Raw genomic sequence first — 25,581 nt, 5'->3', positions numbered from 1 at the left:
GATTTATCATTTAAAGAGTTTATAAGCCTTTATTCCCCAATCCGTACACCTCCAATGATCACCCTCGCAATCAAATATACAAACCCCGCCTGTCGGGACCTTAATATCATGTGTCGCACAGAAATCCTCATAATTCCCCAGAATATAGGGGGAGAAACGCATCACTCCATTGGAAGAGACTAGTAACCAAGTCTCACCATCAGGGATACTAGCCGCCAAATCCTGCCAACCGCTTATCAGTTTCTCTACATCTACGTTCCATCCTAACGGTACCACGGCCTTCTCATTCCATTGGGCGATCACGGAAAGTCCCCTCTCCACGATCCGATCTTCCGTTAGGTCTTTCCGGCCCATTCCCTCCTTTTCTAAATAGAGAGATCCCAAACGTTTTATTACATGATCTTCTACCATATTCTCATCCGGCCCATAATCAATCTCTTTAAGACGTAAGTCTTGAATGATAGGCAAATCCACATTCATTTCCTCCAAGATATAATTAGCGGTCTCCAATGTGCGTTTTAAGGGGGCCGAAATCACCTTGTCGATCACAATCCCCTTCTCACGTAAATAACGTCCCGCAGATCTAGCTCGTTCCTCCTCTACCAGAGGCAAATCAGTTCTAGCTCCAACCCGAGTCGGAGTCTCTCCCGCACGAAACGTATTACCATGCCGTACGATCACAAGTTTTCTACATTTTTCCATGGTTGTATTAATTTAAAGTCATCTACTATTTTTTGATATTCAGGTAACAAATCTATCAAGCAATCCCAACGTTTTTTCACTTGCTCCTCCGGGAAAAAACGATTCCTCCGAGCCAATCTTTTGATAACCATTTCTGGTGTCGCATCGATGCACACCATATGAATCCGATATCCAAGACTCTTTATCTTCTTATACAAATCCACATGTTCTCTCAACGCATTACTATGTTCAAATAAAATAGGCCACCCATTCCTCAATCCCAACAAAAGAAGACGGTAACCTAAAAAACGAGCAGGAAGTTCCCAACGTAAGAACGCATTCTCCCTATCTAGCGAGTAATCTGCTTGATACCCGGATAATGCCTCCATGATAGCGTCGAAAGCAATATGCAAACAAGGCCCATTCTCAGATAGCCATTCCTCCGCCCAATACGATTTACCGGATGCGGGTATACCACATATATTCAAGAGTAAGGGTGATTCCGATGTCCGCATATCCACCTTTTGGCTGTCTACCCAACAGTCAAAATCCATCCATACCGGACCAGCATCACAGCCAGAAGGTAGAACCTCCTCCAAAGTATGGTAGGGAGATAAAATAGAATCTACGATTCCATCTAAGTCACGAAAGATCGAACTCTCCATACTTCTCAAGTATTTCCTCAACCCGTTTGACATCTTCCGGGGAATCAACCCCGCTTGTTGTCTCACGTCCCCGATAATCGACGTCTACGACCCTCATTTTGATGCCATTCTCTAAGAAGCGCATCTGTTCCAATCCTTCTATATAAGAGCGTTCATACACAGACGGAGGTAATGAGAAATAAGACTCGAGGGCTCGACCGCTATACGCATATAAACCCACATGCCGCCTGACAGGGCTTTTAGGCAAAAGATCCCTAGCCTGATCCTCCTTACGGATAGCGGGTATGGTTTGTTTCGAAAAAGCTAAGGCATATCCCAGCCGATCCACCAATACCGTCGTGCCGGAATAAGGGGTTTCCTTTTTCATCGCCAGTAATTGATCGTATTCGCTCCATCCCAACAAGACCGAGGCGGTAAGGACATCCGCCTTCTCCTTTCTCCATGTATCGATCAGATCTTGCAAGATCCAAGGAGGACACGTGGGATTATCGCCTTGCAGATTTATTATCAGTCCGGGATTGGTGTCCTGTTTCCTTACCGCCTCATAGCAACGTTCCGTACCACTTTTACAATTCGTGGAAGTCATCATCACCGGAATCTCCCGGGATTCGCAAAACGAGACGATGCGCTCATCATCCGTAGCTACCAAATAAGAACAAGACTCATTTTTGCGACATACAAAATCCGCTATATCCGAAACCCGTTTTATCATCTCTATACCTTTAATCTTAACCAAAGGCTTACCCGGCAACCGGCTTGAATCATACCGAGCCGGTATTACAATCAGTACTTTTTCCATAATCACTTCATTTAATAGATTAACATTCTAAACCGTTTAATTTTATAATATGTAATACAATCAGAGTATTGAGGGTCCTTTGTATGATCATCCGCCGCACGGCAAACCACGTGCATATCCTCACCTACGATACATAACGAAGGATAATTTCTTGAATATAATTCATTCCCTTGGCAAGCGATCATCCCAGCCATACACCAGTCCACACAATTCTTCGAGAATAATAATTGTAAACGATGCCTCTCATTATTCGGGAGTCCATACCGGGAAGTCTCAGGTAATGAGCTTATCGTCCGCATAGAATCGAAAGATTGATTGGATGCCATCCAATACAACCGGGATATTTCATCATACACTATAAAGAATTTCAAATGGCCACCGGGAAAGGGCAAGAAAAGCAAGGTCTGTCCGGAAGGAGTCTCTTGAAAGCCGGTTACCATCTGGCCGTTCTTATCTTCCCTCACTTTTAATAAACAAGCGTATCCAATCCCTCCGGTATGCGCACGAAGAAACATATGGAACGTTTTCCCCTCCGGATCATACCAAATATGATGTTTATCCTTTATTTGAACCACTTGAGCCTCCAGCCATCCAGTGGGCGCATTAAAACGACCGGGAGCCAATTCCAGCGGCTTATTGGTCAATGACTCGTAAAAAGGAATGCCAACCCCTTCCGGGAAATGTACCTTATCCCTGAAAACAAAAGGATCGGAACGTCGCCAAGAAGACGCATCCAGTAAATCATCGTGAATAGAGCAAGATAGCAAGGTAGGGCTCAAACCCGCCACATTCCAGCCTTCTATCTCCGAGTTATAAAAACGCTGTTCCATCGCCAAGTAAACCCGCTCGTTAGCGAAAAGAACATTACAGGCAGAAGAATGCCATTTCTCACCTTGGGAGAGAAACGAGGGAACGCTCCACGTATTCCCATCATCTTCCGAGCATATAATACATAAATCGCCTGCGTTTCCTATGATATATATCTTTTCCCCTATACAAAAAGGGCGGGCATGCCAAAAATTAAAATCCGAGATAAAACACCAACTAGCGCCTTGGTCGTCCGATACAAAAATCTTACCGATACCTAACCGTCTTGTCCTTTCCGTGTACAGCTGCGAAGAAGCATAGATTTCTTTTACCCCCTTGCCGCCCAAGTCGAAAGTCACGACCAAGCGTCCCGTCGAAGTCACGGTGATTCCGGGAGTATAACAATAAATGTCTTCCGGACTAATTGATTTATAGATCAATGTTTCTTGAGTAGATATAAGCATAGCACGAGATTTAAGAGTACAAAAAAAGGTCACGACATTTCTTCACAGAAGTTCTCGTGACCTGAGCTTTTAATTTATTACTTTAGTATTAATACCCCCGCATGTTCTACCATCGCGGTGTACTTGAAGAATCTATCTCCACACGGGAATTTCAGAATTATAAATATCTTCTTAAAGGAAGAGATGGGGGAACCCCCATCTCTTGACCTATCTATTTGTTTAATTATTTAACAACCACTTTAACAGCTTCCTCACCATCAACAGCTACAGCTACGATACCGGCAGGTACGGCAATTGTTGCGTTATCAGATGTAAGAACTGTCTCAGCGACTACCTTACCTAAGATGTTAGAGATAACTACTGATTTACCAGCAGCGCCTTGGATAGTTACAGTACCATTATCAGTTGTGATGGAAACACCTTCTACAGCATCGATTGTCTCGTTATCTGTAGCGATATCGTCACCTTGCTCTACGTTGAAGATTAAAGCGTCATCACCACCGGTAGCAGTTTCGTCAAACTTAGAATCATCTTTATCAGACAATACCAAGCAACCATTCTGCATTTTCAACCAAGCAGCTTTTGTAGGAGCGATGTCAAGACCATCTGCCTGCATTGATTCGAACAAGAATGATCTATCAGCCTCAACCTCATTAGCGGCAGCATTTCTGTTAACGAAACGCATTGACCAAGTCACATACTTGTGGTTGTCACCAGATAAAACATATTTGTAAGATACGAAGTTATCCTTGCTTACACCAGCCTTCTTAGCGGCAGCCCAAGCTGCTTCCTCAGCCTTATTTAAAGCCTCAATCGTGATCTCCTCATTCTTCAAGTTCTTGAATTCGTCTCTCAAGATGAACAATGTATCAGCTACACGAACAGCCTCTACGAAACCGGCACGATCATATTTCTTCCACATATAAGCGGCGTCTTTCTTCGCATCGGAAGTATTAGCCTTATCATGTTTCAAAGCGAAATCATGGAAGTTGATCAAATACTTACCTCTCTCGAAACCGGGGATAGCCGGAGTAGCATGTGAACAGTGCGCTGCGTCTACCTTGTTACCTTCATTGTCATAGTGATTGTGAGTATATGTACAAGCAACACCCGGTGTACCCTCGAAGTCGTTACGATCGATTGAGATCAAATACTGAGGTTTGATATTACCAGCGCCACGATTTACCCATGCCGTATCAACGATGAATGACAAGCCATCTTCCGTCTTATCCGGAGTGTAGATACCTAAGAAATCGATATCACCATTCATGAAATTCTTGTTGTTCTCAACTTGCAAGTACTCTTTACGATATTTCTCGATGAAACGTAATGTATCAGCCTTGTCACCTTCATTACCTTCAAGCTCAAGAGAATTGAAACGACGGTACAGTGGAGTCTCATCCGGTTCGATAGCGAATGCGGATGTTCTGGATTCTTTCAATACTTGAGATTTCAATGTAGCAGAGCCATCATAGTCAGATACACCAGCCTTGTTGTCATCTGAAATTGAATAATGTACATCGTTTACATCTTTAGTGTCTTTTTCAGTAGACAAGATCGCATAATAACACTTACCCGTTTCTTTGATCTCATTATTCTCCTTGAAGAAGAACGGAGTAACCTCCTCATTTTCGCCTGTAGTCCGATAATCGTTATGAGTAGGTACATTGAACTTATCCTCTTTATTGATAGCTAAGCCAATACCATTTAATTTCACTACATAAGCCGTTCTATAAAGTTGTTTCAAGCCTTTGATACGATCTTGATGTTCTTTCTCTACCTTGAAACCAAACTTCTCTACCGCATATACAGAGCTGTTTGCACTTCTCTTAGCAGTATCTACATTAAAGGCAGATACACCAACATTAACTGTCAAAGTTGAGTCTTTAGAAGACTTAGCGATGTATTTATCCGTCGCATACGGATGCCAGTAATTAAATGTATATTTATTAACCTTCAACTCATCGTTCGTTAAATTCTTATAACCTAACAAAGAATCAGATACAGCCTCGGCCGGAACCTCTAGAAAACGTAAGTCACTCTTCGCTGCTACTGTAAATTTAGAAGAAACACCATCTTGTGTTAATTCTACATTGCTTTTTGTATATACATATTCCGTATCAGCATTCTTATACAAACTAAATGTTCCTTTCGCATCCTCAAACTCACGGTTAGTAGCTGTTACTGAAGACAGATTATTCTGATCTTTAGCGTTTGTCTTCAAAACAACCCATTGATAGGCTGGCATATGAGCTACATTTTGCTCATCAGCATTCACGGTAGTCCAACGAATCACGCCATTCTCATAGATCGGAGAAGCTAAGTACTCACCCTTCTTGTTCATGATGTAGTAAACACCATCCTTAACAGAGGTCTTTGATTGATCAGCCTCGCAACCACCATAACCTAATTTGATGGTTGTATTCTGTTTGGAATAATCAACGGTCAAGATACGAGTCTCATCCTTGATCAAATCTTGCAAAGACACACGCCAGTTATTTCTTTGGTTGTCTGTCTTTTGATAAATCTCTTTCCAATATTTTACCTTATCATCATCACCTCTCCAAGTGATCTTTTTTACATAGATCTTCAATTCATCTTTGCTAGGAGAATAAACAAATAAGAACTTATGTTGATCTTGTAAATCCCCTAAGCGATCAATAGCCTCTTGTGTTTTGCTAGGACCAGTCCAGCCATAAGCCAAGAACTTGGCACCGGTCTCATTTGTATAAGCTGTATCGACCTTCAAATAAGTGTCCTTATTATCATCGTTCTTACGTGTCACATAAAGCCATTCGCCATTTGTCAAAGTCGCAGTACTGCTAGCATTCACATCGTAATACTTGTTATCACCTGTAGATTCAGCGATAAATTCCTTCTCGTTGAACGGATTCTTTAAGCTGGTACCCTTAACATCCGGAGAGAAATTCAATTTAACACCCGCATCAGCATCCTGCAAATCGAAAATCTTATTCAATTGATCCGCATCTAATACGATATCTTCTGCTTGATACAAAGTAAAGCCAGAGAACGTATTCTTCGCTTCAGTTGAAAGGTTTGAAAGATCTGTAACGTCTGTAGCAGCTGTAGGATCTACCTTTACATCATTCAAGGCATATTTAGCGACCTTGATAGTTCCGTTATCGTTCAACAAACCAATAACAGAGTCTGTGCTAAAGTGAGAATACAAAGGAACATTCTTCTCCAACTTATTCAATACAGAAGAAAAGGCCCAACCAGAGATCTCACCACCGATTATAGGCTTCCACCAATAGCCCTTCTTACCATCCGCACTTTTCAGATCATCACCCATAGCGATATCCAACATCATGCCAGTACCCTTGTTCATGAAATCGAATTTTACCGCTTGACCTTGACTATACGGCTGAGTAGTCACACACCATAACGTATTTTTCAAAACGAAATCCTTATCATTGGCACTCATTGCGACCAATGAATATTCGCCATTCACTTCCTTCATCATCAAGATCTGATCATTCGCATCTCTCAATTGATAAAGGCCGCCCTTGGTATCTTTGTCATACGTAGGCAAAGCTTGTGCACTTTTGTTAATGTCAAGAGCCACTCCGTCCTTAACATCAGCAAGATTCTGCGCATTAGCAGATACCGCAGCAACAAGCGCAGCACCTGCCAAAAGAGTAGAAAACTTTTTGTTCATAATAAATAAATTAATATTAATACTAGTGTTTATTAAGATAATCAACCTGTTAGACTAATTGAAAATCGTCGTTTGCTATTAAAAACGACTAGTCTAAACGATCGTCTAAATCTTGCGTTTTTTGAGCGTCGAGACGGGAGGTTCGTTGAAGGAATCGCTTGTTTCGTGAAGGATAACCTATCCTATTGATAAGAAAGAGAATAAGCGATAAAAAAATCGTCTGGAAGGGTTGCAAGTATCGAAGAAACGCGTACCTTTGCAAATGACTAAAAGAATCGATCGTTTAAACTAGTCGTTTCTATACTAGAAAAATATTTATTAATCATATAAACTTTACTCTCCTATACTAATGTACACATGTACATTTATATCTATATCAAAATATAACACTTTGACATCTTGTATTCTTAACTCCCGGAGAATCGAATTTTTTAGGCTCACCCGATAAATCGTGGGGATAATCTCGCAATGTACTTTTATCTACACTTCAATTTGTTTATCGCACGTTTCACGTCAGCCAACTTGCTTTATGTCAGTGATATGTTGTAAAGGCTGTGAAAGGGAGCGCAGAGATGCCTACGAAGAGTTGTTACCGTTGAGTCTTTCTATTTAATACAAACATTATCGGCAGTAGCTTGCTCTATCTACCCATGAAATCGTTTCACGGTTGTGATACAATCTTTTCACCTATGCGAAACGATTGTATCACGTAGGTGAAAAGATCTCTTCACGAATGTGAAATGATCAGATCATGTAGTGCCTGGCCATACTATCCCTTGGTGGAATATACATTCAGGAAAATTATCCCCACGATTTATCGGCTGATCCGGTATTTGAAGTAGTTACATTATGCCTCTCAAAAAACACGTACGAGTTTTTCGAAAAACATGTACGTGTTTCCGAAAAAACTCGTACGTGTTTTCTTAAAAGCTAAAACGATGCCTATCCTATTAAAAAAGTAGTATCTTTACAACCGGAAGACAGGGTGCCCCGTCTTATTATACTATTATTCATTATTAATCACTGAAACCTATAAACACTATGGGAAAATTTATCAATCCCTTCACCGATTTCGGCTTCAAGCACATATTCGGTAGGGAAATGGACAAGGACATACTAATCGAGTTCCTGAACGACCTCCTCGAAGGGGAGCATACGATCATGGACTTGAGAATCATGAACAATGAGCGATTGCCCGAGACAGAGCAAGGAAGGAAAGTCATCTTTGACATTCATTGCGAGACCGACAAGGGCGAACGGATCATAATCGAGATGCAGAACAGGGAACAGCCCCACTTCAAGGACAGGGCCTTATACTACCTCTCGCACTCGGTGGTGGAACAGGGGATAAAGGGAACATGGGACTATGAGCTGACGGCCGTGTACGGTGTTTTTTTCTTGAACTTCACGCTAGACGAGGAGAACAGGCCAAACAATAACAGGAACGAAGGAAAGTTCCGAAGGGACATCGTGCTGGCGGACCGAGAGAACGGACAGGTATTCAACCCCAAGTTCCGCCAGATCTATATTGAGCTTCCCCGATTCAACAAAGAGGAGGAAGAATGCGAGACCGATTTTGAACGTTGGATTTATGTACTAAAGCATATGGACACATTAGACAGAATGCCATTCAAGGCACGCAAGGCCATATTCGAGCGGTTGGAACGCATCGGATCCATGGCGAACCTAACACCCAAGCAACGGAAGCAGTACGAGGCGGAGTGGAAGATGTATAATGATTATTATAACACCTTGGACTTCGCCGTCGAGAAAGGCATGAAAAAAGGGATGGAAGAAGGCATGGAAAAAGGATTGCAAAAAGGATTGGAGGAAGGGCTACAGAAAGGTTTGCAAAAAGGAAAAGCTGAAGGGCGACAGGAAGAGAAACACTCCATAGCACTTAATCTTAAGAAATTAGGAGTTAGTATAGAGCAAATCGCCTTTGCCACCGGCCTCTCCATAGAAGAAATAGAGAAACTATAATAATCTGAGACCTTTCGCCTGATCAACAACTGATTAGGCGAAAGGACAACTCCCATCCCTCACACCCCAACCATTGTTCGCAAATTATTGTTACCTTTGTACGACAACTATAAGGATAAAACGATATGACAAACGAGAGACCGTTGATTCTGATCACGAATGATGATGGCGTATGGGCTAAAGGTATTAACGAATTGATTGAGTGCCTGAAAGATCTAGGCGATTTGGTGGTATTCGCTCCCGATGGACCTCGTTCCGGGATGGGTAGTGCCATTACATCTTTAGTTCCTATCAAGTATACCTTGTTGAAAAAGGAGGAAGGACTTACCATCTATAGTTGCACCGGGACACCGGTTGATTGTGTTAAATTAGCGATTAATGAGGTTTTGGAGCGCAAGCCCGATCTGTTAGTCTCCGGTATCAACCACGGGGGGAATATGGCTATCTGCGTAAATTATTCCGGAACGATGGGTGCCGCCGCCGAGGGCTGTATTTTCAATGTCCCTTCCATGGGTGTATCCTTACTGGACCATGCGGCTGATGCCGACTTCTCCGAATGCTGCCGTCTTGGACGTATGCTGGCACGCCGGGTATTAAAAGAAGGCTTACCGCACGGAACCTACTTAAACCTCAACGTGCCGAAGCTACCGCAAGTGAAAGGATTGAAAGTTTGTCGCCAAGCTGACGGTCGTTGGGTACGTGAATTCAAGCGTTCCGAGAACGCCAGCGGAGAGCCCGTATTCTGGTTGACAGGAGCTTTCGAAAGCGCCAAACCCATCCACCCGGACAATGATATGCTTGCGCTGGACAGCGGATACGCCTCCCTAGTCCCCTGCAAGATCGACGTTACGGACTACAACTTCATGGCCACCCTAAACAACTGGATCCTTTAATTTTCAATTCTCAATTCATGAAGTATTACCTGATAGCCGGAGAAGCCTCCGGAGACCTGCACGCCTCGAATTTGATGGCAGCCTTGAAAGAGAATGACCCGAAGGCCGAGTTCCGCTTTCTGGGCGGCGATCTGATGAGAGCCGTCGGAGGAACCCTTGTCAAACATTACCGGGAGATGGCGTTCATGGGCTTTATCCCGGTATTGCTGAACTTGCGCACCATCTTAAATAACATGAGGACGTGCCAAGAGGATATCCGCCGCTATCAACCAGATGTCGTCATCTTAATTGACTACCCGGGATTCAACCTGAAGATCGCCAAATATGTGAAAACCCAATTGGGTCTCCCGGTATATTACTATATATCCCCCAAGATATGGGCCTGGAAACAATACCGCATCAGGGACTTCCGGCGTTATGTAGATCGTATGTTCTGCATCCTGCCGTTCGAGACCGAGTTTTTCCGGAAGCTTAATTATTCGGTAGATTACGTAGGAAATCCTTCTGTAGACTCCGTCGCCTATTACAAGGAGCATCAAGCGATTCCCAAAGATGCATTTATCAAAGAGGAAGGATTGGCCGACAAGCCTATCCTCGCCTTGCTATCCGGTAGCCGCAAACAAGAGATCAAGGATAATTTACCGACCATGCTGAAAGTAGCCTCCGCATATCCCGACTACCAGCCGGTAATAGCCGGAGCGCCAGGCATCGATCCTGCCTACTATCAAGAATACATAGGCTCTTATCCCGCCAAGATCGTGTTCGGTAAAACCTATCCCTTGCTACAACATAGCGCCGCCGCCTTGGTAACCTCCGGCACGGCAACCTTGGAAACCGCCCTGTTCCGGGTTCCGCAAGTCGTTTGCTACTACGTCGTGGCCGGACAGTTGGCCAGCTTTATTTTCAAGCATTTCTTCCATACGAAATACATATCCCTCGTGAACCTGATCGGGGGACGGGAGATCGTACAAGAACTATTCGGAGCCCGCTTCTCCGAATCGCAAATACAAGACGAGCTAGGACGTATCCTACAAGATCCGGCCTATCGAAAACGAATGCTAGACGGATACGACGAGATTATCCATACGCTAGGAATGCCCGGGGCTTCAAAGCGTACGGCACGGCTAATCGTTGAATCCCTTGGTTCTTAACATCTTTTATTAACGTCTTTTGCAGCATTTCACCCCGAACTTACATCTTTCCTCATAGAACGATGAAATGTGAACTTTTTAAGAAACAAAAGGAATGAAGACGTTGAGAGCTTTTTTATTGGTTATCGGGATCGCTTTAGTATCCCTTACCCTACCCTCTTGCTTAGATGACGATGACTCGTATTCTTTAGGTGATATCTGGATAGCGGTCGCTACCGTAGTACCGGAAGGCAATAACGTATATTACTTACGGCTGGACGACGGAGATAAGCTATGGCCCGCCGCCACGAACTATCCGAACTATCAGCCGAAGCCTAACCAACGTGCCTTGGTGAACTTCACGATATTGGCGGATTCCACCCAAAGTAATCTAGGAGGTTTCTCCCATTATGTCAAGGTTAACGCGATCCATAACATCCTTACGAAATCCATCGCTAAGAACGAGGGAGCGGCTAATGATTCGATCTATGGTACGGACCCGGTAAGTATTTATGAGAATAACATGTGGATCGGAGACGGATATTTGAATATCTATTTCGAGACACTCTGGGGAGGCAAGACCGCCCACTTTATCAACCTGATCCAACCGGATGCCGAGAATGATCCTTATACGCTGGAGTTTAGGCATAACGCTTACGATGATCCCCAATATACGATCGGGGCCGGACGTGTGGCGTTCAATTTGTCTTCCTTGCCGGATACCAAAGGAGAGACGGTCGATCTTGTCGTAAACTATTGGACTTCCGACGGGAAACAGGCTTATAAATTGAAATATAATTCGGATAAGACAAAAATGGAAGGTACTTCGCAAGGCTATACGAACGATAGTATCTCCAATATAACAGACATGAAATAAACCTTCCCACATAACTTTTATTTTTATCATTTAGTTCAGGAGGAGAGGCGTCGAGATGATGCCTTTCTTTTTTTTGTATTTTTACGCTACAAGATGCAACGGTCAAGGCATCACTCTCGTTTATATAAACAAATGGACAAAGTAACCGAACATCTGATCGAGGGTTGCCGCCGGGGAGACCGGAGCTCGCAACTGAAGTTGTACAAACAATACGCACAGCGATTGTATATAGCCTGCTTGCGTATCGTTGGCAACTCATCCGAGGCGGAAGAAGCCATGCAGGACTCGTTCCTCAAGATCTTCACACGCTTGGACCAATATCATGACGGGCAATGCTTTGAGGCATGGATGCATCGTATCGCCATCCATACGGCCATCGATTATGTACGTCGCCAAGCACCGGACCAAGAGGAACTTTCCGACAATCTGGCCGAACCGGACGAGGAAGGGCCGGACGAGGAAGATATCCAATACTCCGTGGCACAGATAAAGGAAGCCACCACGAAGTTGCCGGCAGGCTATCGCATAATCCTCTCGCTTTACCTCTTTGAGGGATATGATATGGAAGAGATCGCCTCTATCCTGAAAATCCAACCGCCAAGTGTCCGTAGCCAGTACCTACGCGCTAAGCGGAAATTGTTAGACATTATAGCAGCCAATTAAACATGGATAAACTAAAGAATTTCATAGACGCAAACCGTGACGCATTCGAGGAAGATGAGATGCTTCCCGAAGGTCACTTCGAACGTTTCGAGCAAAAACTGCCGAAGCCACGGAAAAACCGTGCGGCCCTATACAACCTATCGGCCTTTGCCATAGCTGCCTCTATCGCTTTGTTGCTCTTATTCCGCTTGCCGGGAGGGACCGGTCTGCCGGAACCCGCGCAAAAGACCACGGCCCAGACCTGCGAGGCCCAAGAAGAGATCGAGGAACTACGTCTATATTACAATATGCAAATGAACGACGTATTGACGCAGATGAAGAAGTTGTATAAACAGGACCGGACACCGGGAGCGGAAGAGTTATTGCAAGAGAGCAAACGGATCCTCACGGATAATTATATGTTCGAGGAAACGATACTCCCTACCTTGCCTTGTTCCAACGACGGTCTCTTCGCCATGACCCAGCATTACAGCAATAGCTTGGAGGGCCTCACGCTGATGCTTAAGCAAATGGAACAAGTCACGGATAACCAGAAATAGTAATAACAATTAATACATATCAATCATGAACACGACACACGTAAAATTGAGTCCCGCCGTATTGCTGACTTTCGTATTGCTGCTATGCAATCTATCGGCAATAGCTAGGCCACAAGAGAAGATCAAGAAAAAAGAGATATCCCAATCCTACAGCGTAAGCGCCGGTGATCGTCTCCAAGTAGAAAATCGTTATGGAAACATCACCGTTACCCACTGGAATCAGAATACGGTAGCTATACGGGTTGAGGTAGAATGTAAGGCTCGCAGCGAGGAACGTGCTCAAGAGAACTTGGACCGTATCCAAATCGAGACCAAGAAGATAGGTGGTATTGTCTCAGCGGTCACTACGATAAAGAAGGAGATGAATAGCAATTCGAATAACGAGTCCATGACGATCAATTATTATATCCAGATGCCTCCTAAGCTCGCCGCAGACTTGAACCAGAAATATGGAAATATCAACTTGCCAAGCGATAATAACGGCAACATGGATATCCATGTAAAATACGGCAACCTGAATGCGGGTAATTTCACAGCCAACGCAATGATAGAGGCCAAATATGGTAACATCGAGGTAGGAAATCTACAGGACGCCCAACTGGATCTGGGCTACGTAGGAACCGCCAAGATTCGCAACGCTAAAGATTTAACGATAGACAGCAAATATTCCAATCTGGATATACAGGATATACAATCTTTACGCATGGAGATTAAATATGGTAATCTCACCATTGAAAGCGTAAGCAGACTAGACATGGAGATTAAGTACAGCGACGCTAAAATCGGGACTCTTAAGGATGCATTAAATGTAAGTAGTCTTAGCTATAGTAACTTAAAGATACGGAACTTGTCTCCCTCTTTCTCGAAGGTGAACGTAGAATCCCATTATGGAAATTTAGAGGTAGCGCTTCCCGCAAAAACTTCTTTCCGGATAGTAGCGGAGAACATGAAGTATTCAAGCTGCGACGTGAACGGTTTCAATATCACCCGCAAGCATTTTGACGATGAGGATCGTGACAAGAATTACACCTATGAGATTAATGGTGGAAAGCAACCGACGATTCACTTCGAAGGAAATCGATATGGAAATCTAAAAGTCAAGGCCAATTAATCGGTTGTAGAGACGGGGCGTGCCCCGTCTCTACAACCGGATATTTTTATTTTGAGGTGTTTTGCCGGCGTATCTCTTCTCTCTTCAACCAGTTATCGAGTTGTGTAAACAGGAAGAAACAAGAGATCCCGGAAGCAATCGTTAAAACAATCGGGAAATAGGCTCGCAAAGAGCCTAAAACCGTTTCCGCCCCGCCCGGAGAAAGCTTAACCAAATACAAGATGCCTACTAACACAAGCATATAAGCGACAAATATGCTAAAAATGCCTACAGGTGTAAATCGTTTCTTGATATAGTACTTATATACCCGCTTCTTCTCTTGTATAATCAATGCCATAATACGGGAGTTTAATGAGGCCGAAGGTTGTTCCGCCGTCCCTCGCATCAACTTACGTGTCAAATGATCAATATCTTTCTCATTCATATTCATAACAAATCAGCTGTCTCTAATTTCATTTTATCTTGCAATACTTCATAAAACCGTTTCCGCCCACGGAATAGTTTTACTTTCACATTAGAAGCGCTCAATTCTGTGATCTGGCAGATCTCTTCCACCGAGCATTCCTCCAAATAATAAAGAGTAAGCAACAAGGCCTCATCAGCCGGAAGCTTTTTCAGCGTACGTGCGATCATCTCTTTCCGGTCCTCACGCTCTAATAAAGCCGTAGCCGATTCAACCTCGCCATTCGAAAGGTCTACAGGGCCCGCCTCCTCATAACTCACGAACATACGCTGTTGTCTCAAGGCCGTCAACGCCGTACGATACACGATCCTATAAAACCATGTTGAGAACTTACTATCGAAATGAAAATCGGAAAGAGCACGATACATCTTCACGAACGCATCCTGTACGGCCTCTTCTGCCTCCTCGCGATTTTCCAAGATACGAAGAGCGATGGTATAAGCCATCTTCTCATACTTCGCGACAAGGCAGGAGAAACTTTGCGTGTCCCCTGCCAAAATACGTTCTATCCACTTTCGCTCATCCATCCGGTATCGTTTATTCTTCCAGACGCATTTTCTTCTCGTCCTCCAATCTCTCCTTCTCCATTAAAGAACGGGAAAGAAAGAAATAAATTATAAAAGCTACTCCACCGAACATAATCGTAATAGCCGGAACTAACAAAAAGAACCAATCGCTATCGTAAGTGAAAGCAGAGTCGACCATCATACCGACAATCACACCCAATGACAAACCGATCATAAAAATACCGTTACGCAGGGTATTATAACGATTAGGCCTTCTCTCGGGGCGCATAGCCTCTTCCAACACAATTCCTTTCTCGATCATCGCCATCTTTTCCTCATGCTTACTTTTAATGGTCATGTAACTAGCGATAATACCTAACAATACCGGCATACCTACCGCACAAATAACACCTAAAATAGGAATCCACAACTCGTTCATATCTTTTATTCTTTAAAGGTTTAATAAATTATTCGCTTTTATCAATAAGACATGAGTAATCACAAATCGGTTACAAAAAAGAGAAGAAATTTTATACATGCACAAATAAAAGAAGCGAACTCCATCCATTTATGAAGTTCGCTTCTTGGGAAAGTTATTTATCGTCTTTTTAGATACTTACGCAAGTTCACCTCTTACGATCTCTTCTTTGTCCTTATCCCAGTACATCGTACGTCCTTCCAGATAAGCACGCGTACCCATGTGGGCAGTCATAGCTTCTTGGAAAGCAGCGTCGATATTACAGCTAGGAGTCTTGCCTTGACGGATACATTCTAGCCACTCACGGATATGCAAGTGAGTCGTATCATAACGTTTACCATTTACATACGTATACAGCAAACCACGTTTAGCGAAATACAACTCCGTAGGAGATGTAACGGAATCCGAGCTATTTTGTCCCGGTACATAGGTATAGAACGGAGTATCTGTAGGAATAATACCTTCCTTGATCTTATCCGCATAACGAGTGGAATCTTGGTCAACCGTAATAGCCAAGATATTGGAAACCTCCATAGAAGCATCATGCCCCATGAACACCTTGCCACGGTTACGGCTACTTGCCAATGTAGCGCTATACAACATCGTCAAGTCACGATCCGGCCACTCGAAAGTAGTCTGCAATACATCAGGTACCGTACGTCCGTCCTTGAAGAAATAAACACCGCCGGATGAAGTAGCGGAATGAGGTATACCCACATGCATGATCTGGTTGACAGCGTCATACTCATGTGTCAACAAGTCACCGGAAAGACCTGTACTATAATCCCACCAGCAACGCCAGCGGAAGAAACGTTCCAGACTGAACTTGCTACGCTCGTCCGGACCGATATATCTTTCAAGCTTGTTGGATGTCATATAATCCATATATTCCTTAATACGCTCAGGATCACCCTCGAACTGCTTCCAATCAATCGTATTAGGATTTGAGCCTTCGATAATATCATATACCCAAGCACCATTTGGAGAGTTACGGTTCGTACAAACCTCGATCAAGTTAACAGGACCTAATAATCCGTTACCGATAATCTCCTCGGCCTTCTGATAGCAATCGGTCTGACGTCCTTGGTGACCTAACTGAAATACAACTCCGGTCTCTTTGATCACTTGGCGAACCATATACGTCTCAGGAACCGTCCATGATAACGGTTTCTCGCAATATACATGCTTTCCGGCACGTGCCGCAGCCATAGCGATCGTGCTATGCCAGTGGTCCGGACCAGCGATAATAACGGCATCCACATCCGGAGCCGTTACCAACTCTTGATAAGTCCGGTAACGTTTCGGAGCAGGCCCGAACTTACCGCCGCTACCCTCACGATGGATATTGGAACCGGTCAATACAGCGGCCTCACCATATACATCAAATATATCACAAACCGCGGTTATCTCAATATTCAGATCATCTTGCTCCATATATTGCTGATAACGCGTGTCTTTCTTATTCAACTTATTAGCTTCTTTCATCTTATCGATCCAAGAAGGCTCAGCGAAACCTGCGGCACGCATCAATTGCTTTCCACGAATACCGAAGCCGACCAAACCGATACGGATCTTCTTGCCATCGCCTTGCGGCTCCAAATAGGAGGCCTGTCTGTTACTTACCTGAAATACATCTGATATGTTACGGCCTCTTAAAGCGTCTTTCCTTTTTTGATAAACGCCATATGCCAAAGCACCTAAGATAGGCACTGTAGCCAATGTCTTCAATGTGTCCCGACGTCCTTTATCGGGCATTTGCTCCTGAGAAGGAGTATTCTTTGCATCTTCTGTTGCCATGGGTATCAAATAAATTTAAGTTTATGCAATATCGGACACACACGTCCTAACACACGATCGAATCCTATGATTTGTGATGTAGGGAATACGCACATCAAACCTAAGGCGGCGAACTCCACAAGGTTCTTGTCAATCCATAAATAAGAGCCTTCAAACGGCATCATATAGCTCGCTCCCACAAAAGAGGGGTGGGATAACGTGTACATAGCGAGAAGAATCATACCTCCAACAGAAGATAAACGATACAAACAGCCTAAAGTCAAGCCTAGGCCGATCAATAACAGAGCCCACTCATTCAAGAAGTTGATGGTCGTCATCAAACTGTCGTCTTGAGTCAATTTGATAAAAAATGAAGCAGCGGGACCCTTTGAATCGAGTAGATAGGGTAGAGATGTCCATTTTGGGTTCATGATTTTTACTAGGCCTTCATACATAAAGTGCCAACCTATAAAAAGACGCAGCATCATCAGCCAAGTCATCTGCGCTTTCGTGTAACCTTGTTCTATTTTCATTTCTTGGTCCTAAAAAATTGGTTTAGAAAAAGTCGATTATTAAAAACACAACACCCGAAGCTAAAATCATAGATTTAGGCCTCGGGCGTTATTTATGCTAAAATGTGCTTGATACGATTAATCCAAAACTTTAACAGTAATGTTACGGAACCAAACATCATCCCCGTGGTCTTGAAATCCGATGAAACCTTCTTTGTTAGCGCCACCGCAATTCAACAACAACTCATAAGCCAACGGCCATTTGTCTTTGCTAAATTTGCTGTTATCCAACATTTCTTTCCACTGCGGAGTCCACAAGTGATACTCAACAACAGGTTCATCGCTATTCAAATAGTGAACAACTGTACCCTTATAGCACATGATCTTACCCTTGTTCCACTCACCGAACGGTTTAGCGTTCTGCGGTTTAGCTGGGATCATGTCATACAGTGATGAAGATTTACGATTGCCATCCTTACCTAACTTAGCGTCGGGGTGGTTCTCGTTATCCAATACTTGGTACTCAGGAGCAGAGATGTAAGAAGGTTGTCCCTCTACCTCTTGAATCATGATGAATACACCAGAGTTAGATCCTTTACCTACTTTCCATTCGAACTCAAGCTCGAAGTTACCCAACTTATGAGCGAAGATCAAGTCCCCACCGTTGGAAGCACCAGCCTCACCAGCACCAGAGCCATTGATTTTGATCGCTCCGTCCTCGATTGTCCAAGCACCCGGAACGTCAGCACGGTCATAACCTCTCCAGCCATTGAATGTCTTACCATCGAAGATCACATATCTACCCTCTTTATCTTTCGGGAAAGTCGTGATATCTACAGTAGGAAGATCTGTCATGAGCTTGTACTCAGGAGTTGCGGCTTCTGTTGTAGTCTCAGCAGCTGCAGGAGCTTCTTCTGTTTTCTTTCCACCACCACAAGATGTGAAATAACACATCATGATAGCGGCACTTGCTAATAATACTGACTTTTTCATTTTATTTATTGAGTTAAAACTATTATCTCGGCATATCTACCAGCTTCCAACCGTCACGATAATTGTGCTTAATCAAACCTGCAGCAAATTCTTGAGCGTTGATAGGATCCGTCCACACTGTCTTAAATTTCGGGTCGCCATCGATAACCTCGAAGGTATCTTTCTGGATAATCTTGATCGTATCATTCGGATCGATATTCGTAAATCTCATGTTAGGACCATCCCACAACAATTCTTTATTCAATCTTTGTAAACGAACAGCCAATACACCCATTACAACCATTTCATTGAACGGACCAGCCTCCAAGAAGTTAGACTTCGTCTGAACACGGCTACCAGCGCTTTCCTTACAAGCACGGATCCAGTCTTGTTCGTGACCACCCTTCATAGCATCTTTCACACGGCGCAATGTTTGAGGAACGTTCGGTTTACGACCAGATAACAACCATGGGTTAACACCGTAGCAACCGCAGATCAATGTATCTTTCGTACCGTGGAAGATACACAATCCACCACCTTCACCCATCAATTCCTTACCTTGAGGGAATCCTTCTGGACGATCCGGCATCATACCACCATCATACCAGTGAACTTCAACCTCCGGCATAGCTACCTTCGGCATATTATCACGAGCCGGGAATACCAACTTAACATGCTGAGCGTTAGGAGCACAGTCTTGTAATAACAATGTAGAAGAACCTTGTACTCTTGTCGGATAGCCTAAATTCAAGCCTTTGAATACCGGATGCAAGATGTGGCAAGCCATATCACCCAACGCACCTGTACCATAATCCCACCATCCGCGCCAGTTCCAAGGATGATATGTCTTATTAAACGGTCTCAATTTAGCAGGACCCGTAAACAAATCCCAATTCAATGTAGAAGGAATCTTATCTACTTTCTCAGGAGCGTTCAAACCTTGCGGCCAAATAGGACGGTTGGTAGCGCATTCTACTTTAGTAACCTCACCAATCTCACCATTCCAAATCCATTCGCAGATCAAATCTACACCTTCAGCCAATGAAGAACCTTGGTTACCCATCTGAGTAGCTACGTCATACTTCTTAGCCAAGTTCGTAAGCAAACGGGACTCATAAACAGAGTGAGTCAACGGTTTCTGAGTGTATACGTGTTTGCCAAGCGTCATAGCGTCAGCCGTGATCATGGCATGAGTATGGTCGGCGGTAGCTACCAACACAGCGTCGATAGATTTACCCATCTCATCATACATCTTACGATAATCCCAGTATTTCTTAGCTTGAGGATGACGGTCGAATACCGGTTTCGCATACTTCCAGTCAATATCACAAAGAGCTACGATATTCTCGGTAGTCTCCATGTTCTTTAAGTTAGCGTTACCCATACCTCCGATACCTACACCGGCAATATTCAATTTATCAGTTGGAGCGATATGACCATGGGTTTTACCTAGGACCGCACTCGGAACAATAGTCAAAGCTGCTGCGGCAGCCGTACCTTTTTGAAGAAAAGATCTTCTAGAAATGTTTGACATAGTAATAATTTTTTATAGATTAGCACTTAACAATGATATTTCATGTGTCTTTACACCTTTACAGGCAACAAATTGTCGCAAATATAGCCAATGCTGTATTATTGACAAGATCAAAAGACCGCTTTCTTATTTAAAATAGTTTTTTTTAACAGACAGGATAGATCTTATTTATAATTTCATAAATATTATCTATAGGATTGGGGGTATTTTATTAACGCGGTTTGGATATATTTGTAAAAACATGAAAACATATTCATATTAACAACTGTTATCTTAAATGAGAACAACTATATGAAAAAAGAATCTGCATTCATACGAATATATCGCTTTTATCTGGAAGGATTCCGGGAGATGAAGCTGGGCAAGACTCTTTGGCTAATAATTCTAGTCAAATTGTTTATCATGTTTTTTATCCTGAGATTATTCTTCTTTCCTAATTATCTCGGGCAATTCGATAGCGATAGTGAGAAGGAGAACCACGTATCGAACGAACTCATACAACGGGCAATAAATCCTTAAAACATTAATAAATATGATTGAAAACATTGACACTTCATTGATCGATTGGTCGAGGGCCCAATTTGCCCTTACTGCCATGTATCATTGGCTCTTCGTGCCACTAACACTAGGACTTGGCGTTATCCAAGCTATTATGGAGACGATTTATTATCGGACAGGTAATGAGGCATGGAAAAAGACCGCCCAATTTTGGATGAAATTATTCGGTATCAATTTCGCTATCGGTGTCGCTACGGGATTGATCCTCGAGTTCGAGTTCGGAACCAACTGGTCTAACTATAGTTGGTTTGTCGGGGATATCTTCGGGGCACCTTTGGCTATCGAGGGAATTCTCGCCTTCTTTATGGAAGCTACCTTTATCGCTGTTATGTTTTTTGGTTGGGACAAGGTTAGCAAACGCTTTCATCTCGCCTCCACTTGGCTGACGATTATCGGTGCTACTCTTTCCGCTCTCTGGATCTTGATCGCTAACGCATGGATGCAATATCCGGTCGGTATGCATTTCAATCCGGATACGGTCCGTAACGAGATGTTCGATTTCTGGGCCGTAGCCTTATCGCCTGTCGCCATTAATAAGTTTTTCCATACGGTATTGTCCGGTTGGATCGTAGGCGCCTTGTTCGTACTAGGAATCAGCTGCTGGTATTTATTAAAGAAACGGAATACCGAATTCGCTTTGTCAAGTATCAAGGTCAGCGCTATATTCGGGTTGGTAGCCTCCATCCTTATTATCTGGACGGGTGATGGCTCCGCTTACCAAGTCGCTCAAAAGCAGCCGATGAAACTAGCCGCCATGGAAGGTCTTTATGAGGGTGGCAACGGAGTAGGACTCGTAGGTATCGGCATCTTAAATCCGGCAAAGACGAGTTATCTGGATAACCAGAACGCATTTATTTTTGACATTAAGTTCCCCAAGCTCCTCTCCTTCTTAGCAGAACGTGACATCAACGCATACGTTCCGGGTATCGTAAACTTGATAGAGGGAGGCTATACGACCAATAAGGGAACGGTAGCGCTCTCCGCCAAAGAAAAAATTGAGAAAGGTAAAGCCGCTATCAAAGCGTTAGCTGATTATCGTAAAGCGGTCAAAGATAAAGATACCGCAGCCGCCGGGCAATACAGGGTAACTTTGGAAGAGAATTTCCCCTATTTCGGATATGGTTATATTAAGGATCCGGCAGAGTTAATCCCGCATGTAGGATTGACATTCTATTCTTTCCGTGTGATGGTGATCCTTGGTTGTTTCTTCATCTTACTATTCATTATTACGTTGATATGGGATAAAAAAGGGAAAATCGCTAATACACGTTGGTTGCAATACGTGGGCCTATGGTCTATACCTTTAGGATATATAGCGGGACAAGCCGGTTGGATCGTAGCGGAGGTAGGACGTCAGCCTTGGGCTATACAGGATATCTTGCCGACCAGCGCTTCGATATCCAAGTTAAACCCGTCCTCGGTACAGACCACTTTCTACCTGTTCCTTATCTTATTTACGATCCTGCTGATCGCAGAGATTGGAATCATGGTTAAGGCCATCAAGAAAGGGCCGGAAGCTGCCGCCCACTAATTTTCAATTTTCAAATATCAATTCTTAATTAGAAAGTCCTATGGATAGTACATATATATTGTTACAACATTACTGGTGGTTTCTGGTATCTCTACTGGGAGCGCTATTAGTATTCCTTCTTTTTGTACAAGGAGGCCAATCTCTACTCTTCACTATCGGCAAGACGGAGATACAGCAAAAAATGTTATTGAACTCGACCGGGCGTAAGTGGGAGTTTACTTTCACTACGTTGGTCACTTTCGGAGGTGCTTTCTTCGCCTCTTTCCCTTTATTTTATTCCACAAGCTTCGGCGGAGCCTATTGGGTATGGATGCTGATCTTACTTTGCTTCGTGATACAAGCCGTATCTTACGAGTATCAAGCGAAAAAAGGCAACTTACTCGGGAAAAAGACGTATCAAGTATTTCTTATGATCAATGGTATAGCAGGTCCGATCTTACTCGGAACCGCTGTAGCGACCTTCTTTAACGGCGCCGAATTTATTGTTAACAAAGAACAGTTGACTGATGTAGCCATGCCCGTCATTTCCACGTGGGCCAATCCTTGGCATGGATTAGAGGCGGCTTTGGTATTTTGGAATTTGTGCCTAGGACTGGCAGTTTTCTTCTTGGCACGAGCTCTGGCCCTACTCTATTTTATCAACAATATCGATGATCCAGAGATTGTCGCTAAAAGCCGGAAACAATTGATACCGGAGACAATCTTGTTCCTCGTCTTTTTCTTGACATTCTTGATCCGTTTATTGTTGGTGGACGGTTTTGCCGTAAATCCGGATACCGGAGAAGTATTTATGCAACCGTATAAGTATTTTATGAACCTGATCGAGATGCCAATCGTGTTAGCCGTATTATTGATTGGCGTGGTTGGCGTGTTATTCGGCATAGGGAAAACGATATTCTCGAAGACTTGGAGAAAAGGCATCTGGTTCGCGGGAGCAGGGACTGTCTTGACCGTATTAGCTTTATTACTTTGCGCAGGATGGAATAATACGGCTTACTACCCATCTTTGGCGGATCTACAAAGTTCATTGACGATCCAGAATAGTTGCTCAAGCCCATTCACGTTGAAAGTAATGAGCTATGTATCTATTCTCGTCCCATTCGTATTAGCCTACATTTTCTATGCTTGGAGAGCGCTTGATCTACATAAGATCAATAGTAAGGAAATGCAAGAAGGAGGTCATACCTATTAAATAATGTGCAAATTAAATAATATGCCAATGTGCCAATATGTCAATGTGCCAGTGAGAATGCAAGTGATAGTATCTTAATTGACACATTAGCATATTGGCATATTGCTACATTGGCACATTAATTTATTGCCTTTGGAAGTCCGCCTCTTTTGTCCACTTAGGCATCTCATCATTGTTGGCGATGACTAAACCGATACTAAACATTAAGTTCATATCTTCCATAGCCCCATCAAAATCCCACCAAGATTCATCATACTCATCATTCGGTTGGTGATACCGGTAAACTTTCGGTTTAGCCTCATGGCGTGCTTTATCCACGTAATCCTTACCGCCACCAACTAAAATCGTAGGTACGCCTTTTTTCACGAAATTAAAATGATCGGAACGGAAATAACCACCCGCAGGATCTTCGGTAATAACCTTCACGGTCCGTCCTTGTGCCGAGGCCATAGCGATCACCAAGGCATCTGTATCCGTCTTGCCCGCTGCCCGGAGAGAAACATCATGGGTACGCTCACGCGGGGCCGTGCCGTCAAAATTCAAGTTAATAGCTGTTTTAGATAACGGGAACAAAGGATGCTCACAATAGTACTGAGAACCTAATAAGCCACATTCCTCGGAAGTCACCGCCACGAATACGATAGAGCGACGAGGACGAACAGGCAATGATTGATATTTCTTAGCTAATAGCATTAAGGTAGCCACACCCGAAGCATTATCACTAGCGCCATTATAGATACTATCCCCATCTATCGGAGTACCGATCCCAAAATGATCCCAATGAGCGGTAAAAACCAAGTATTCATCTTTCAAGTCCGTGCCCGGTAAAACAGCCGCCACATTATGAGACTCGCCTACGGTCATCTTTACATTTAATATAACCTTACTCTTCGCCTTCATCGTAAAACTCTTGAAACCCGGTTTCTTCGCCGCGGCAATCGTCTCATCAAAATTCAATCCGCTAAGGGCGAACATTTTCTTGCAAGCCTCCTCCGAGAGCCATCCCTTCATGCCCAAAGCTTCCGCATTCATTGTCTCCGAGCAAAGAGCGATATTTGTCTGCACGTGAGAAGCCTGACAGACCTTCCAACCATACGAAGCGGCCGCCTCGTTATGAAGAACCAATAAACCTGCGGCACCTTGGCGTTGCGCCTCCTCGAACTTATAAGTCCAACGACCATAATAGGTCATGTTCTTTCCGCGAAACAAAGACGTATCATAAAAACCGGGATCATTCACCATAGCGATAACGATTTTCCCCTTCACGTCTACATTCGCATAATCGTTCCATCCATATTCCGGCGCATTAATGCCAAACCCACAGAACACATAGTCCGTAGTAGGGATAACTACCTGCTCTGTTCCCCGGTTCGTCCAAACGACAATATCATCCGAGAACTTCAAATCCATAGAGCCTTTCGCGCATTTCACCGTGATCTTATCCTTTACCAGACGGGTAAAAGTAGATATTTCCTTCACCGGCTGGAAATAACTATCGCCATTAGCAGGTTGAAGACCTAGTTTCTTAAATTCATCAGCGATGTAATGGATTGTTTTCGTCTCATACTCGGTCAAAGGCTTACGCCCTCCGAACTCATCCGAGCCTAAAGTCTTTACTCGTTCCTTAAAAAAAGCCAAATCTTCCTCATAACTCTGGGCCATAACAGATACGCCCATAGCGAGCATCAGAAGAAAAACAGAGATAAAATTCTTGTTCATAATCGTAGATTGTTAAATGACATAATTTATTAGATATAGGTATTTAGAT

At 43.6% G+C, this 25,581-nt stretch carries 23 protein-coding genes; 10 read left to right on the top strand and 13 right to left on the bottom strand.

The window, feature by feature from the left end:
• Window positions 1-6: 6 nt before the first annotated feature.
• From DWY79_RS04575 to DWY79_RS04555, 5 genes are all read right to left on the bottom strand, one after another.
• A complete protein-coding gene (locus DWY79_RS04575; protein ID WP_048927922.1) occupies window positions 7-702 on the bottom strand; it encodes a histidine phosphatase family protein in 696 nt (231 codons plus the stop codon).
• On the bottom strand, window positions 678-1,346 hold the full coding sequence (locus tag DWY79_RS04570) for an AAA family ATPase (RefSeq protein ID WP_034527662.1): 669 nt from the start codon (window positions 1,344-1,346) through the stop codon (window positions 678-680). Before DWY79_RS04570 ends, DWY79_RS04575 begins: the two co-directional genes overlap by 25 nt.
• Window positions 1,324-2,145, bottom strand: a complete 822-nt coding sequence (locus DWY79_RS04565; protein ID WP_034527660.1) for a manno-octulosonate cytidylyltransferase — start codon at window positions 2,143-2,145, stop codon at window positions 1,324-1,326. The genes DWY79_RS04570 and DWY79_RS04565 overlap by 23 nt, the downstream gene beginning before the upstream one ends.
• Before the next feature lie 11 nt (window positions 2,146-2,156).
• Entirely contained in the window at window positions 2,157-3,416 is a 1,260-nt protein-coding gene (locus DWY79_RS04560; RefSeq protein WP_008780660.1) for a sialidase family protein, read from the bottom strand.
• A 223-nt stretch (window positions 3,417-3,639) separates the two neighbouring features.
• Complete coding sequence (locus DWY79_RS04555; RefSeq protein ID WP_122368933.1) at window positions 3,640-7,095, bottom strand: DUF6383 domain-containing protein; 3,456 nt, start codon at window positions 7,093-7,095, stop codon at window positions 3,640-3,642.
• Between the two features lie 1,041 nt (window positions 7,096-8,136).
• On the opposite strand from DWY79_RS04555, the gene DWY79_RS04550 reads away from it, so the two are divergent.
• The 7 genes from DWY79_RS04550 (at window position 8,137) to DWY79_RS04520 (ending at window position 14,291) form a co-directional block, all read left to right on the top strand.
• A complete protein-coding gene (locus tag DWY79_RS04550) occupies window positions 8,137-9,078 on the top strand; it encodes an Rpn family recombination-promoting nuclease/putative transposase (RefSeq protein ID WP_122368932.1) in 942 nt (313 codons plus the stop codon).
• Between the two features lie 125 nt (window positions 9,079-9,203).
• Window positions 9,204-9,971, top strand: coding sequence for a 5'/3'-nucleotidase SurE (gene surE, locus DWY79_RS04545; RefSeq protein ID WP_005866690.1), 768 nt, complete (start codon window positions 9,204-9,206; stop codon window positions 9,969-9,971).
• 17 nt (window positions 9,972-9,988) lie between these two features.
• Window positions 9,989-11,122, top strand: a complete 1,134-nt coding sequence (gene lpxB, locus DWY79_RS04540; protein WP_121961253.1) for a lipid-A-disaccharide synthase — start codon at window positions 9,989-9,991, stop codon at window positions 11,120-11,122.
• Window positions 11,123-11,216: 94 nt separating this feature from the next.
• Entirely contained in the window at window positions 11,217-11,978 is a 762-nt protein-coding gene (locus DWY79_RS04535; protein WP_048927916.1) for a NigD-like protein, read from the top strand.
• 132 nt (window positions 11,979-12,110) lie between these two features.
• Entirely contained in the window at window positions 12,111-12,641 is a 531-nt protein-coding gene (locus DWY79_RS04530; RefSeq protein ID WP_057326035.1) for an RNA polymerase sigma factor, read from the top strand.
• 2 nt (window positions 12,642-12,643) lie between these two features.
• Window positions 12,644-13,180: a hypothetical protein gene (locus DWY79_RS04525; RefSeq protein WP_048927914.1), complete on the top strand. Its 537-nt coding sequence runs from the start codon at window positions 12,644-12,646 to the stop codon at window positions 13,178-13,180.
• 25 nt (window positions 13,181-13,205) lie between these two features.
• A complete protein-coding gene (locus DWY79_RS04520) occupies window positions 13,206-14,291 on the top strand; it encodes a hypothetical protein (protein WP_005861094.1) in 1,086 nt (361 codons plus the stop codon).
• 46 nt (window positions 14,292-14,337) lie between these two features.
• Here the strand turns inward: DWY79_RS04520 and DWY79_RS04515 are convergent, their stop codons facing one another.
• From DWY79_RS04515 to DWY79_RS04485, 7 genes are all read right to left on the bottom strand, one after another.
• Window positions 14,338-14,715: a hypothetical protein gene (locus DWY79_RS04515; protein ID WP_226769929.1), complete on the bottom strand. Its 378-nt coding sequence runs from the start codon at window positions 14,713-14,715 to the stop codon at window positions 14,338-14,340.
• Between the two features lie 2 nt (window positions 14,716-14,717).
• Window positions 14,718-15,281: an RNA polymerase sigma factor gene (locus DWY79_RS04510; protein WP_122368931.1), complete on the bottom strand. Its 564-nt coding sequence runs from the start codon at window positions 15,279-15,281 to the stop codon at window positions 14,718-14,720.
• Window positions 15,282-15,291: 10 nt separating this feature from the next.
• Window positions 15,292-15,699: a DUF6249 domain-containing protein gene (locus DWY79_RS04505; RefSeq protein WP_008773927.1), complete on the bottom strand. Its 408-nt coding sequence runs from the start codon at window positions 15,697-15,699 to the stop codon at window positions 15,292-15,294.
• A gap of 177 nt (window positions 15,700-15,876) precedes the next feature.
• Window positions 15,877-17,535 (bottom strand): Gfo/Idh/MocA family protein, encoded by a 1,659-nt coding sequence (locus DWY79_RS04500; protein ID WP_005861085.1) that lies wholly within the window; start codon window positions 17,533-17,535, stop codon window positions 15,877-15,879.
• A gap of 5 nt (window positions 17,536-17,540) precedes the next feature.
• Entirely contained in the window at window positions 17,541-18,047 is a 507-nt protein-coding gene (locus tag DWY79_RS04495) for a DoxX family membrane protein (RefSeq protein WP_005861083.1), read from the bottom strand.
• Between the two features lie 117 nt (window positions 18,048-18,164).
• The gene (locus DWY79_RS04490) at window positions 18,165-19,019 is read right to left on the bottom strand and encodes a DUF1080 domain-containing protein (protein ID WP_008780652.1); all 855 of its coding nucleotides are present in this window, start codon (window positions 19,017-19,019) and stop codon (window positions 18,165-18,167) included.
• Between the two features lie 22 nt (window positions 19,020-19,041).
• The gene (locus tag DWY79_RS04485; RefSeq protein ID WP_122368930.1) at window positions 19,042-20,532 is read right to left on the bottom strand and encodes a Gfo/Idh/MocA family oxidoreductase; all 1,491 of its coding nucleotides are present in this window, start codon (window positions 20,530-20,532) and stop codon (window positions 19,042-19,044) included.
• A 291-nt stretch (window positions 20,533-20,823) separates the two neighbouring features.
• Between DWY79_RS04485 and DWY79_RS04480 the strand changes: the two genes are divergently transcribed.
• Genes DWY79_RS04480 through DWY79_RS04470 form a run of 3 tightly spaced genes read left to right on the top strand, consistent with a single transcriptional unit; the run spans window position 20,824 to window position 23,813 of the window.
• Entirely contained in the window at window positions 20,824-21,051 is a 228-nt protein-coding gene (locus tag DWY79_RS04480) for a DUF4492 domain-containing protein (RefSeq protein ID WP_005861078.1), read from the top strand.
• A 13-nt stretch (window positions 21,052-21,064) separates the two neighbouring features.
• Window positions 21,065-22,621: a cytochrome ubiquinol oxidase subunit I gene (locus DWY79_RS04475; protein ID WP_011966930.1), complete on the top strand. Its 1,557-nt coding sequence runs from the start codon at window positions 21,065-21,067 to the stop codon at window positions 22,619-22,621.
• Window positions 22,622-22,661: 40 nt separating this feature from the next.
• Complete coding sequence (locus DWY79_RS04470) at window positions 22,662-23,813, top strand: cytochrome d ubiquinol oxidase subunit II (protein WP_005861074.1); 1,152 nt, start codon at window positions 22,662-22,664, stop codon at window positions 23,811-23,813.
• A 123-nt stretch (window positions 23,814-23,936) separates the two neighbouring features.
• On the opposite strand, the gene DWY79_RS04465 is transcribed toward DWY79_RS04470, so the two are convergent.
• Entirely contained in the window at window positions 23,937-25,532 is a 1,596-nt protein-coding gene (locus DWY79_RS04465) for a M28 family peptidase (protein WP_122368929.1), read from the bottom strand.
• Window positions 25,533-25,581: the final 49 nt, after the last annotated feature.

Origin of the sequence: Parabacteroides sp. AF27-14 (genome assembly GCF_003635425.1) — a bacterium.
Lineage (GTDB): Bacteria > Bacteroidota > Bacteroidia > Bacteroidales > Tannerellaceae > Parabacteroides > Parabacteroides distasonis.
The sequence above is the reverse complement of the archived record's forward strand: the minus strand, read 5'-3'. Positions and strand labels throughout refer to the sequence as shown.